This window comes from Neptunomonas marina (genome assembly GCF_004005935.1).
GTDB classification, from domain to species: domain Bacteria; phylum Pseudomonadota; class Gammaproteobacteria; order Pseudomonadales; family Balneatricaceae; genus Neptunomonas; species Neptunomonas marina.
Genome location: NZ_SACQ01000001.1, coordinates 176,412 through 188,499 on the forward strand (window position 1 = coordinate 176,412; position 12,088 = coordinate 188,499).

General features: G+C 48.4%; 11 protein-coding genes. 2 read left to right on the forward strand and 9 right to left on the reverse strand.

Annotation, left to right across the window (positions count from 1 at the left end):
• Window positions 1–212: 212 nt before the first annotated feature.
• Window positions 213–878, reverse strand: coding sequence for an outer membrane protein (locus EOE65_RS00850; RefSeq protein WP_164846982.1), 666 nt, complete (start codon window positions 876–878; stop codon window positions 213–215).
• Window positions 879–1,425: 547 nt separating this feature from the next.
• On the opposite strand from EOE65_RS00850, the gene sodB reads away from it, so the two are divergent.
• Window positions 1,426–2,007: a superoxide dismutase [Fe] gene (sodB, locus tag EOE65_RS00855; RefSeq protein WP_127692401.1), complete on the forward strand. Its 582-nt coding sequence runs from the start codon at window positions 1,426–1,428 to the stop codon at window positions 2,005–2,007.
• Window positions 2,008–2,073: 66 nt separating this feature from the next.
• Here the strand turns inward: sodB and lhgO are convergent, their stop codons facing one another.
• Window positions 2,074–3,300, reverse strand: a complete 1,227-nt coding sequence (lhgO, locus tag EOE65_RS00860; protein ID WP_127692402.1) for an L-2-hydroxyglutarate oxidase — start codon at window positions 3,298–3,300, stop codon at window positions 2,074–2,076.
• Between the two features lie 84 nt (window positions 3,301–3,384).
• Complete coding sequence (gene glaH / locus EOE65_RS00865) at window positions 3,385–4,344, reverse strand: glutarate dioxygenase GlaH (RefSeq protein WP_127692403.1); 960 nt, start codon at window positions 4,342–4,344, stop codon at window positions 3,385–3,387.
• Between the two features lie 177 nt (window positions 4,345–4,521).
• Here glaH and csiR point away from each other — a divergent pair, with 177 nt between their 5' ends.
• On the forward strand, window positions 4,522–5,196 hold the full coding sequence (csiR, locus tag EOE65_RS00870; protein ID WP_127692404.1) for a DNA-binding transcriptional regulator CsiR: 675 nt from the start codon (window positions 4,522–4,524) through the stop codon (window positions 5,194–5,196).
• Between the two features lie 47 nt (window positions 5,197–5,243).
• On the opposite strand, the gene EOE65_RS00875 is transcribed toward csiR, so the two are convergent.
• The 6 genes from EOE65_RS00875 to EOE65_RS00900 form a co-directional block, all read right to left on the reverse strand.
• Window positions 5,244–5,684, reverse strand: a complete 441-nt coding sequence (locus EOE65_RS00875) for a universal stress protein (protein WP_127692405.1) — start codon at window positions 5,682–5,684, stop codon at window positions 5,244–5,246.
• A 6-nt stretch (window positions 5,685–5,690) separates the two neighbouring features.
• Window positions 5,691–7,007 carry a TRAP transporter large permease gene (locus EOE65_RS00880; RefSeq protein WP_127692406.1) on the reverse strand — a complete coding sequence of 439 codons (1,317 nt, stop codon included), beginning with the start codon at window positions 7,005–7,007 and terminating at the stop codon, window positions 5,691–5,693.
• Window positions 6,997–7,554, reverse strand: a complete 558-nt coding sequence (locus EOE65_RS00885) for a TRAP transporter small permease subunit (RefSeq protein ID WP_127692407.1) — start codon at window positions 7,552–7,554, stop codon at window positions 6,997–6,999. Before EOE65_RS00885 ends, EOE65_RS00880 begins: the two co-directional genes overlap by 11 nt.
• A gap of 142 nt (window positions 7,555–7,696) precedes the next feature.
• The gene (locus tag EOE65_RS00890; protein ID WP_127692408.1) at window positions 7,697–8,719 is read right to left on the reverse strand and encodes a TRAP transporter substrate-binding protein; all 1,023 of its coding nucleotides are present in this window, start codon (window positions 8,717–8,719) and stop codon (window positions 7,697–7,699) included.
• A gap of 432 nt (window positions 8,720–9,151) precedes the next feature.
• Window positions 9,152–10,468 carry an omega-aminotransferase AptA gene (gene aptA / locus EOE65_RS00895; protein ID WP_127692409.1) on the reverse strand — a complete coding sequence of 439 codons (1,317 nt, stop codon included), beginning with the start codon at window positions 10,466–10,468 and terminating at the stop codon, window positions 9,152–9,154.
• A 150-nt stretch (window positions 10,469–10,618) separates the two neighbouring features.
• Entirely contained in the window at window positions 10,619–12,067 is a 1,449-nt protein-coding gene (locus tag EOE65_RS00900) for an NAD-dependent succinate-semialdehyde dehydrogenase (protein ID WP_127692410.1), read from the reverse strand.
• Window positions 12,068–12,088 lie beyond the last annotated feature (21 nt).

Consider the following 12,088-nt stretch of genomic DNA (forward strand, 5'->3'; position numbering starts at 1 on the left):
CCAAACCTTTTTACTCATCGTAATTAAAGGCCCGTAAGCTGCGCTCTGATATGAGTAGTGGCCTGTCTCAGCAGGTGTTATCGCCTGGTATCCAGAGTAATCAACCAGAGTAAAGCTATAGCAGATATAGGCGGTCTGGTATTTTCTTTTCCAGGGTGGTCTGCAGTGAACCTATCCAGCAGAGGGGAAGAGAGCTGGATAGGTTTAGGCGTTTAGAAACGGTAGCTTACACCGAACGACAGTGTGCTGTAGTCAACGTCATTTGGGTTGATCTTACCTGGTACAGCAACTTCAGGTAGTGGTGAGAAGTCTACGTCTTGGACTTGAATATATTCACCACGAACGGACCATCTATCATCAATTTGATACTCGAAACCGGCACCTAACGATAGGCCTACTTCATCTGCACTGCCGCTGCGCATAGGTGGTGCGAAGGGATAGCTGTTGTGGATATCAAAGTCGAGTACTGTGGCTCCGGCAATACCGTATACAGAGAACTTGTCAGTTACATCAACACCGGCTTTGAAGTTAATACCATAAGTAGAGTTTAGTTCTAGCTCGGTTTGAAGCATGTTGTTGATATTGCGTGTTTCAGCTCCTTCGGCGTTATAGAACACCTCTGTAGCTACGAAAACGTCGCTAGTTAGGTGATGCTTATAGCCTGCATGGATACCAAAAGCTGCGTCCGATTCTTCAGTGAAGGTGGTGATGCTCGGGTTAGTTGCGCTGCCTGTATCACGCTGAATAGTATGTCCGAAGGTAGAGCTTTGTAGCTGTCCACCTACATAGAAACCGCCCTCTGAAGCGATGGCTGATGTAGATGCAGCTACGCTGATGGCAAATGCGAGTGCACTCACCTGTTTAGTTAACCGTACCATGATGTAATACCTCATTTTAACTGGCGAAGTGGAATGATGAGAATATGCAACCGGGCTCAGTGTATGGGGTGACCGCTAAAGAGTTGTCCAAATTAGGTAACAATTTGAGCAAGCAAATATCCCGAAACATCACAAAAGTATGTGAGTTCTCACGCGGTCTTGTTACGTTTTGCCCAAATGCTCTTTGATTAGTGCGAATGGTTATAAATCACTCATTATTGAGGTTTAGCGTTTTAGCGTGGCTTTGAATTTGGTTGTTGTGGGGATTTTCGTTGGCGCCCTAAGTGAATCAACCCCTAGGTTTAACAACATAATGTGCAAGCCAATTACCTGTTAAGTCGTTAACTTTACAGACTTTATCTCCTCCAAAGACCACATGATTGGTGCGTAGATAGCACCGCTAGCAGGTGGTATGATTGAACCTCTGTAATGCACAGCGGAAAGCACCCAGCGGGAGTCATCCCCTACGAGAGGTGCCGTGACGGAGTAAGCAGGTTTGATGCCTACTTCGGCGAGTGATTCACACTATATTGAATGGAGAAGAACCATGGCTTTTGAATTACCAGCACTTCCTTACGAGAAAAATGCACTGGAACCTCACATCTCAGCAGAGACGTTGGAGTTTCACCACGGCAAGCACCACAACACTTACGTTGTTAACCTAAACAACCTTATCGCTGGCACTGAGAATGAAGGCAAAAGCCTAGAAGAGATCATCCAGACATCGACTGGTGGTTTGTTCAACAATGCTGCACAGGTTTGGAACCACACGTTCTACTGGAACTGCTTGAGCCCGAACGGCGGCGGTGAGCCAACAGGTGCTTTGGCTGACGCAATCAATGAAGCGTTTGGCTCATTCGACGCGTTTAAAGAAGAGTTTACAAAAACATCTATCGGTACATTCGGCTCTGGTTGGGGTTGGTTGGTCAAAAAAGCTGACGGTTCCCTAGCGCTGGCGAGCACAACAGGTGCAGGTACACCGTTAACCTCAGGTGACACGCCGCTGCTGACATGTGATGTATGGGAACATGCATACTACGTAGACTACCGTAACGCTCGCCCAAGCTACATTGATGCGTTCTGGAAGCTTGTAAACTGGGACTTCGTAGCGCAGAACTACGCTGCTTAATTGAGCACATCCTAGGTAATAAAAAACCCTGCTTTGGCAGGGTTTTTTTGTTTCCGGGTAGGAATCTTAAGCCGTTTGCTTAAGGTCACTCACCGTTTTTAGATTAAACTGCTCTGCGGCTGCATTGATGATGTGGCGGCCAATTGGCAGTGCGGATGTGGCAGCTGGTGATGGTGCGTTGCAGACATTGATCGTACGATCAGTGTTTACGAATAGGAAATCGTCAACGAGCTTACCATCTTTAGAAACCGCCTGTGCACGCACACCAGCAGGGTAAGGACTAAGGTCTGCCTTCTCGATCATCGGGCAGTACTTATTCACTTCTTTCAGATAACCGCTCTTGAACAATGAGTTCTTCATCTCGATCAGACCCGGCTTCAGGTTATCTTTGAGTACCTTAAGAATACCCGGGTAAGTTAGTGCTTCAAGGCTGTCTTTCAAGGAGATATCTGTCTTCTTGTAGCCTTCGCGCTTCCATGCCATCACCGCGTTAGGGCCAACGGTAACCGTGCCATCGATCATGCGTGTCAGGTGAACTCCTAGGAATGGCATGTTTGGATCAGGGATCGGATAGATCAGGTGGTTTACAACCTGATTGAGCTCAGGCTTGAGCAGGTAGTATTCACCGCGGAATGGGCAGATCTTAAATTGAGGCTCAATACCCAGCATGCGCACTACGCGATCAGCCATTAAGCCAGAACAGGAGATCATGTATTGCGAGCTAAAAGTCCCTTTTGATGTGGATACGTTGACCTCACCTGCACGTTCCGTAACGCCGGTCACCATGCAGTTGAACTCGATCGTGCCGCCCATCTCTTGGAATTTTTCCGCCATCACTTCGGTGACGCGTTTATAGCTGACGATACCGCTTGATGGAACAAAGATGCCACCCACACCCGTGATATTTGGCTCGCGCTCTTTTAGCTCACCAGCAGATAACCAGCTACGCTCTAGACCATTCGCTTCGGTGCGTTCCCACAGCGCCTTCATGCGCTCCATCTCAAGATCGTTGGTTGCTACCAGAAGCTTACCGCACTCGTCGTATGGGATACCGTTCTCGTCACAGAAGTCTTTAGTGTTGCGGTTGCCTTCGAGACAGAACTTCGCTTTAAGGCTACCCGGTGTGTAATAAACACCGGCATGAATAACACCACTGTTGTGGCCTGTTTGATGCTGGGCAACGCTGCTTTCCTTCTCTAGGACCAGAACCTTCTTGTCTGGCATCTGTTGCAGAAGCTGCATTGCAGTTGACATACCGACGATACCGCCGCCAACAATAATAAAATCGTACACCCTGACCTCGCTAAGAACTGTAAAGCTGAGACGACAAAGCCACTGAGAGGTCAGTGGCTTTGTGTATTATATGTTTTATGACACTTACTGTGTTGGTTTACGTAGCGTCTTCTTGTGCGTGAAGTAACCACGCTGGCGCATCAACTCACGGCGCAGACCATCATGTGGCGTGAACTTGTCACGGCCATGCAACCAGAAGTGGTTGTTGATCAGCAAGAAGTTACCTGTTTCAACACGAATACCGTGAATAGCTGGGCTGTTTTCGATTGACTCAGATAGGTCGCACAACCAGTTACCTTCTTCGTAGTTAGCAGGCTGAACGAACTGATCGATGTAAGACATGATCGGCTTACCTTCCACGTCCAGATCAAATACTGGGTGGAAGACCTCTTTCGATACTTTTTTGCTTGGTGGCGCAGACCAGCGCAGTTCGCGGTAAGCCATAGGATCGTTAGAGAACTTCTCTAGGCCTTCCCAGTCGTCCAAATGTAGCAGCAGGGAGTTACCACCTTCCATGTTCTGCTCATCAATTTTCAGCATCAGAACGTAGTCAGTGTCTTGTTCAACGAATGTACCATCGTTGTGCAGCTCCATTACACGGTGCGGCTGACGCAGGTAGCTGTCAGAGTTGTCGACGTTTTGTACGACAAAGCGTGCGTAGTATTGACCGCTCATTGCATCGTAGTTTGAACGGCCATAGCTGTGAGCAACGGCTGTTGTTAGCTTAACCATATCTTCTGCACGAGATACGTCGTCTAGGCCCTCAGGCTTGAACAGGATTGCGCCTGTACCGCGATCAACCATTGTATCGATCAGGAATTGTTGCAGCTGGCCACCGCAGATATCGTTTAAAATCTTCGCCACACGGAAACGTAGGAAAGACTTATATTCCAACGCTTGAACAGGCCACTCTTCAGTTGCAGCGAAGAATGCATCGAGTGTTTCTTTTGGGAACGTCAACTCAATCAGACGTTCTGGGTATTGTTCGCTTGGTTTAACGGAGAAACCTGTGAATTGTGTATCTAGGTTAACAATGCTGTTCATTTTCTTATTCCTGGATGGCTAATCTTTAAGATGGGCTAATAATATCGCTAAAATTTAAAAATATCTACATTTTTATGTTTTATTGATTTTTATCCATGTTGTCACTTTTGTACGGCGGGATATAATTCGCACCATCTATTGAAAAGCGCTGACGCTAAAAGGGCGATTACAAACGACATGAGTGAAGAGAAGACAAGCCAGGCGGCAATCGCCTATGACCTGTTGAAGGCTGATATTATCAATGGCGCTCATCGGCCCGGCGACAAGCTACTAATGAGCCATCTGAAAACCCAGTACGATATTGGGGCTGGGCCTATGCGTGAGGCGCTCTCGCAACTAGTATCAGAGCGTTTAGTCACAGCTATTAGCCAGCGTGGTTTTCGGGTAGCGCAGATGACTCAGGAAGAGATGGAAGATATCTATGATGCGCGTGCTCATCTGGAGGCCTTGATTGTTCGTTTGGCCGTGGAGCGAGGTGATGAGCAGTGGGAGGCGGAAGTCATCGGTAAAGCACACACGTTAGCGCGGGTCGATGAGATCAACTCGGCTGAAGATATGCTCAATATTTGGGATATGCGCCATAAAGCGTTCCATTTGGCGATAGCGAAGGGCTGTAGCTCGCCGAAGTTGCTCGAGATGCGCGCCGCTTTATTTGACCAAGCTGAACGCTATCGGCAGCTTTGGCTTAAGCAGACGGTATTCTCGCAGTCTGCGCTGGCGGCAAAGCGGGAGGAGCACCAAGCATTGGTCGATGCACTGCTCGACAAAAACGCAGAGAGGGCAAGTGCGTTGATGTATGCTCACCTGATGTCTCCGGTGTCCATCATTAGCGAGTTGATCGCTGAAAACTAGTAGCGTGCTATGCATGAGAAAGGGGAGCTAAGCTCCCCTTTTTTGTTCTACCAGTGTTTGTTATCGCGGATAACAAAGACGTTACCTTGCGCGTGACGCAAGACCTTTTCGGCATTAGAGCCCAACAGGTAGCTGGCAACGCCAGGTTTGCCTGCAGCCACTAGAATGACATCGGGCTGCAAGCGGCTTTCCTCCTCGAGGATCTCGTCGTAAACAACGCCGTTGCGGATGTGGCAGCTGCCTTGCATCTCCTCTGGAACATGCTCTTCAAAGACGCGGCGTACACGCTTCTTCATCTCTTTACGCATCTGGCTCGCAACTTCGTTGTCTACCTGCGTGAATGAGATGCTGTGGATCTTGGTGGAATCCACATACAAGCTATGTATCTTGCCTTTTTCGTTTCCGAACAGCTGAATTGCCACTTCAACCGCTCGTGGAAACATCTCGACATGCTCTAGGTCGATCGGAATCAGAATATTGTTATACATAACAAGTTACCCCATGATCTTGTTCGGTAGCCACATCACGGCATCAGGGAAGAGCAAGCACAGTATGAGCACCAGTAACTTGATAAGAATAAACGGCGTGACCGATTTATAGATATCGAGCATAGTGACATCAGGCGGCGCGATACCTTTCAAGTAGAAGAGGGCGAAGCCGTAAGGTGGTGTTTGTACTGCAATCTCGATATTAAGAATCATCAAAATACCGAACCAAATTGGGTCGAAACCGAGATCAACGACGATCGGCGTGAACAGCGGTGCACACATCAATACGATGATGAACTCATCGATGATGAAACCGAGCAACAGCATCACGAGCTGCATCATGATAACAACGCCCAGCGGGGGGAGGCCAAGGTCAGAGGTGAAGCCCGCAACCATATCCTGAACACCCATCAATAGATGGAAGTTACTGAATAGGGTGGCACCCAAAATGATCCACATGGCTACGCTCACAAGCATAGCTGTCTCTAAACCTGCGGACTTGAACAGACCAAACCGGAAACGTTTAAAGAAGAACGCTAGTATAATCGCACCCACGACGCCGATTGCTCCTGACTCCGTGGGCGTTGCAATACCACTAATAATACTTCCCAACACTGCCACGATAAGCAGAACCGATAGTAAGCCATCGCGCAGCGTGCGGAACTTCTGCTCAGGCGTCATCTTAGCTTCGGCGCCTGTTCCTAGCGGTGCTTTTTCTGGATTAATTTTGCAACTGATAACGATATACGTAACCAGCAAAACAATTGTGACCACTGCAGGTACAAGTGCGGCAATGAACATTTTACCCACGGAGTTTTGCGTGGACGCTGCAAACATGATCATCGGTACGCTTGGCGGAATCAAAATACCAAGACCACCACCGGCCATAATAACGCCTAAAGCAAGGCGCTTATCGTAACCGCGCTCTAGCATGGGTTTTAGCGCGATACTGCCGGATGTCATGATGCCTGCACCAATGATGCCTACCATGGCACCAATCATGGAACAAACGCCCACAACGCTAATTGCCAATGACCCACGTACCTTACCGATAACCAACTGGCTGGCATTAAACATCGCATCGCCGATGCCTGAGCGGGTGAGTAGCTGCCCCATATAGATATATAGCGGGATAGCCAACAGAATGAAGCTAAACAAGATTGATTCGAACGTGCTTGGCACGATGTTGAAAATGCCTTCACCCCATGTGCTGTAGCCAATTGCCATGGCGATGCCGCCCAGTGCTAAACCAACCGGAGTTCCGATTGCGAAGGCAACGAGAATACACAGCAACAGGACGCCAGTAAGTAATTCAATTTCCATTGTCATCCTCCGCATCTTCGTCAGATACCGGTACCAAGTCACGCCCTGTAACAAGGTGATAAAGATCGTTAATAATGTCGCTGATAATCTGAAGTATCAGCAAAGAGCACGCGACGATCAGCATCATCCAAAAGTGATGCATTGGCGGCGCCCATTCACTCATACGGCGATAATTGAAGTTGAGTGCTTCGTTGAATTTGTCAATAGACACCAATACCACCACTGCCATGAAAAAGATGGCCAGCGCACCGGAAACAAGGTGAAAGATACGCTTCACATTGGCAGAAACAGACAGGTACAAGATATCCACATTGATGTGTGCTTTGCGCTGCTGAGCATAGGCACCACCAAGCGCTGCGAGATAACCTGATAGAAACAGCGATAGATCATAAGCCCATATCGTTGGCTTGTTTAGAAAGTAGCGCGCAAACACTTCGAACGCGATGACAAGCGCAATCATCGGCATCAGGATAGAAACACCACGGCCGATAAAGGCAACAAGCCTTTGCACTGCAGTGCAATAGAGTCTAAGGGTTGATGTGAACATGGTTATACAGCCTTGAAATGAAAGGAATCTAAAGGAACTTCCCTTTACCTTTTGCAGGCCTCAGTATACTGCCAGAGGGGCGAAATAAAGAAGCTTCTGACCCAAGAGTCAGAAGCTTCTTCGGTACTGAGTTAAGCGGTGATTACTGCTTTTTCAGGATGTCGATAAGCGCTTTGCTGTGCTTATCTTGAGCAGAGTATTCATCCCATAGGGATTCGCCCGCTTTTGTCCATGCTGCTTTATCTTCAGCAGATGGTGCTGGGCTCCACTTCATGCCTTTTGCTTCCATGTCAGCAATCGCTTCAGATTCCCATAGACGTGACTTAGTCATCTGCTCGCGAGCGTGAACAGCTGTTGCTGCTTTAACAATCGCTTTCAGGTCGTCAGGTAGCTTGTTCCAAGCTTTCTGGTTCACGAATACAGGCAGAACTTGTGCCCCTGCGAGTGGTAGGCGGTACATGTATTTCGCCACTTCAACGTGGTTACCGTCACGGTGGTCAATCAGGTTAGAACCGATAGAACCATCGATAACGCCTGTTGCTAAACCTGTGTAGATCTCGCTCCACGTTAGAGATACTGGAGAAGCGCCCAAGTTACGTACGAACTTACCGTATGCACCGGGTGCACGAAGCTTCAAACCTTTGAAGTCTTCAACAGATTTGATCTCTTTCTTTGTCAGCAAGTAAACAGGTGGCTGGATGTAAGGGTCTAGGTAAACTAGGCCTTGCTCGCCGTAGGCTTTAGTTAGGACTTCGTTCCAGCCTTTCTCGTGGAAAAGAACACTCAGTTCACCAACGTCAGCAGTACCGCCAGGTAGACCAACTTCAACGATACCCGCAGGTAGTTCGCCAGCGTTCATCGGCTGGAATGTCGCGCCCATTGTGATCAGGCCACTTTTCACAGCACCTAGAATGCCCTTCGTGTCGACACCTTCACCAGCGTACATCATCTTAACTTTGATGCGGCCGTTAGACATCTCTTCGATATTTTTTGCCAGATTTCCATACACTTCACCAAACGCTGTACCACGTGTGTACAGGTTTGCAAAACGCCAGTTGTGTTCAGCTGCTTGTGCAGTGGACGCTGCAACAGCACCTAGACCCAGAGTGACAGCCAAAGAGCTAGAAATAATCTGTTTTTTAAATTTGCAAAGAACTTTCCGCATGTCTTCATTCTCTTTCTAATTGTTTTATAACGCCGGATTTTTGGTACCAGCATGACACACAGCCAAGTTAGCAAAGGGGGTAGGTGAATTACATCAGGCTCTTAAAACGTAAAGTTTTGCATAGGTCAAACTTTAGCAAAAACCTATGAGTTTATTAGGGTTTTTGGGGTGTAAATAGGTTGGTATTACGCAAAAGTCGTATGCTTAAAGGGTTTTTAGCCTACAAAATATTGATGACATTTATATGAGAGGGGAATAAAAAAGACCCGTGGATTAGAATCGACGGGCCAAGGTCTTGCGTTAGAGCTTGTTGCTTACGCGGAGCATAAGCGAAGGGTGAGACGGCCCTGCTAGTGCAGCAGGGCAGCTAATGCTGAAAAGGGCGAACCTTCACGCATGAGTAGGCAGTGGGGTGTCACTGCCTAAAAGGGGTTAAAACAGCTCGCTTGCTGTTTTACGAATGGCAGCTACTAGTTGATCAATCTGCTCAGGTTCGATTGTCAGTGGTGGTGAGAAGGCGATGATGTTGCCCATTGCGCGGATCATAACGCCGTTCTCGTAACACTTCACTTGGAAAGCCCCGCCGATTGGTGCACTGCTGCCTTCTGGTTGTGCAAACTGCACAGCACCAATTAAGCCGTAGTTACGGATGTCGACGACCTGCTCGATATCTTTCAAGCTGTGCAGTGCTTCTTCCCAGTATTTACCAATTTCGCCGGAGGCACGCGTTAGCAAGCCTTCCTCTTCATATACGTCAAGCGCTGCCATACCTGCTGCACACGCGACAGGGCTCGCTGAGTACGTGTAGCCGTGGTAAAGCTCAACACCGCCTTCAGGTGAATTTTCCATGATCGTGTCATGGATATGATCTGCTACAAATACTGCACCCAGAGGAACGATACCGTTGGTGATACCTTTCGCAGATACGATCATGTCAGGTACTACATCGAACTCAACAGCCGCGAAAGGTGCACCTAGACGACCCCAGCCGGTGATGACTTCGTCGAAGATCAGCAGGATGTCATGCTTTGTGCAGATTTCACGTAGGCGCTGCAAGTAACCTTTTGGTGGGATAATAACACCACCAGCGCCGCTGATTGGTTCGACGATCACTGCTGCAATGCTGCTAGCATCGTGGAACTTGATCAGCTCTTCGAGTGCATCCGCGCGATCTAAACCGTGCTCAGTCAAGCCTTTGCTAAAGGCGTTGTTTTCAAGGTCTAGCGTGTGTGGCAAGTGATCGACTGGCAGCAATGGACCAAACGCCTTACGGTTAGGCGTAAGGCCGCCCACCGAAATACCACCGAAGTTAACACCGTGGTAAGCCATTTCACGGCCAATCAACTTGAATTTGTTCGCTTTGCCGCGCGCGTTTTGGTATGCCAGAGCAATTTTAAGCGCACTCTCAACGGCTTCTGAGCCGGAGTTTGCGAAGAAAACTTTATTCAATGGGTCTGGCGTGTACTGAATCAAACGCTCCGCAAACTCAAAGCCAATATCATGACCGAAGTTGAATGGCGATGTGTAGTCCAGCTCAAGAGCTTGTTTACCAATCGCTTCGGCAATTTGCTTGCGGCCGTGACCTGCGTTTACGCACCACAGACCTGCTGTCGCATCAAGAATTTGACGACCGTCGTCGGTGTAGCAAAATACACCTTCAGTGCGGCTAACAATACGTGGGTTTGCTTTGAATGCGCGGTTGGGTGTGAACGGCATCCAGAAAGCATCGAGACTCTTATAGTTTTTCATATATCTGCAACCATTAAATAGAGATGTGCAATTGTGTGTGTACGATAAAGGGGGAGCGCGGTAGGAAAAATCACCGCTATTCGATTTAAACTTTTATGAGAGCCAAACAAAGGTTTAACTCCCATAACCTTTATCGTTAAAGCGGGCGGGTTAGATACCACCCATACAGATGTACTTCAGTTCCATGTAGTCATCCATGCCGTGCTTGGAGCCTTCACGGCCGACACCTGACTCTTTAACACCGCCAAATGGCGCGAGTTCGTTCGAGATTAAGCCTTCGTTGACGCCAACCATACCGTATTCAAGGTCTTCAGATACGCGCCATACGCGACCAATATCGCGGGTATATACGTAGGCAGCTAGACCGAACGGTGTGTTGTTCGCGCGTTCGATAACTTCAGCTTCGTCTTCAAAGCTAAATAATGTTGAAATGGGGCCAAACAGTTCTGCTTGGGAGATCTCCATCTCATCGGTAACGTTGGCGAGCAGCGTCGGTTGGTAAAAGCGCTCACCAGCCGCGTCGCGTTGGCCACCTACTTTTAGTTCAGCACCTTCTTGAACGGCGCGTTGCACCAGACCATCGATTTTATCGACCGCTGCATTATTAATAAGTGGGCCAATATCTGTGCTGCTATCAAAGCCAGAACCTAACGCTAGCTTCTCAACTTCCTCTTTGAAGCGCGTTGCGAATGCGTCGTAAATGCCCGCTTGGATATAGAAGCGGTTTGTACAGATGCAAGTTTGGCCTGCATTACGGTATTTAGAAGCGATTGCCCCAGCGACAGCAGATTCAAGATCAGCGTCATCAAACACAATGAAAGGTGCGTTGCCGCCCAGCTCCATCGAGGCTTTCTTAACGGTTTCAGCTGCCATCCCTAGGATGATTTTGCCAACCGGCGTTGAGCCTGTGAAAGAGACTTTCTTAACAATCGGGTTGGTGCAAAGTTCGCGGCCCACTTCAATAGGGCGCTTGGTCGTTACAACGTTAATAACACCTGCTGGAACGCCCGCTTCTTCTGCCAGTGCAGCTAATGCGAGTGCGCATAGCGGCGTATCCTCTGCAGGTTTAATCACGATCGTACACCCTGCGGCGATAGCCGGTGCTGCTTTACGTGCAATCATCGAAATGGGGAAGTTCCACGGCGTAATTGCCGTTACAACGCCAATCGGTTGCTTGATCGTTAGTAGACGTGTACTGCCCATGTTTGATGGGATGTTTTCGCCGTATGTACGCTTGGCTTCTTCGCCGAACCACTCAAAAAAGGATGCGCATGAGAGCACTTCGCCTTTTGCTTCGCGCAATGGCTTGCCTTGCTCTTTTGTCAAAAGCTCTGCCAGCACGTCAGCGTTTTCAGTGATTAGGTCAAACCAACGACGGAGAATAGCAGCACGCGCTTTCGCTGTGGTTTTCTTCCATGAGTGGAATGCCACCTCAGCCGCTGCAATCGCGTTCTTTGCATCGTCAACATCAAGATCAGGAACAGAAGCAATGTAGCTACCATCGGCTGGATTGATAACTTCCATTTTTCCGCCGCACTTTGCGTCGACCCACTGACCATTGATATAAGCTGATTCTTTTAATAATTCGCTGAATTTCATTGTTGTTACACCCTAACTTTC

Coding starts and splice junctions, on each gene's coding strand:
- EOE65_RS00850 (WP_164846982.1), bottom strand. CDS start 878: ATGGTACGGTTAACTAAACAGGTGAGTGCACTCGCATTTGCCATCAGC.
- sodB (WP_127692401.1), top strand. CDS start 1,426: ATGGCTTTTGAATTACCAGCACTTCCTTACGAGAAAAATGCACTGGAA.
- glaH (WP_127692403.1), bottom strand. CDS start 4,344: ATGAACAGCATTGTTAACCTAGATACACAATTCACAGGTTTCTCCGTT.
- csiR (WP_127692404.1), top strand. CDS start 4,522: ATGAGTGAAGAGAAGACAAGCCAGGCGGCAATCGCCTATGACCTGTTG.
- EOE65_RS00875 (WP_127692405.1), bottom strand. CDS start 5,684: ATGTATAACAATATTCTGATTCCGATCGACCTAGAGCATGTCGAGATG.
- EOE65_RS00880 (WP_127692406.1), bottom strand. CDS start 7,007: ATGGAAATTGAATTACTTACTGGCGTCCTGTTGCTGTGTATTCTCGTT.
- EOE65_RS00885 (WP_127692407.1), bottom strand. CDS start 7,554: ATGTTCACATCAACCCTTAGACTCTATTGCACTGCAGTGCAAAGGCTT.
- EOE65_RS00890 (WP_127692408.1), bottom strand. CDS start 8,719: ATGCGGAAAGTTCTTTGCAAATTTAAAAAACAGATTATTTCTAGCTCT.
- aptA (WP_127692409.1), bottom strand. CDS start 10,468: ATGAAAAACTATAAGAGTCTCGATGCTTTCTGGATGCCGTTCACACCC.
- EOE65_RS00900 (WP_127692410.1), bottom strand. CDS start 12,067: ATGAAATTCAGCGAATTATTAAAAGAATCAGCTTATATCAATGGTCAG.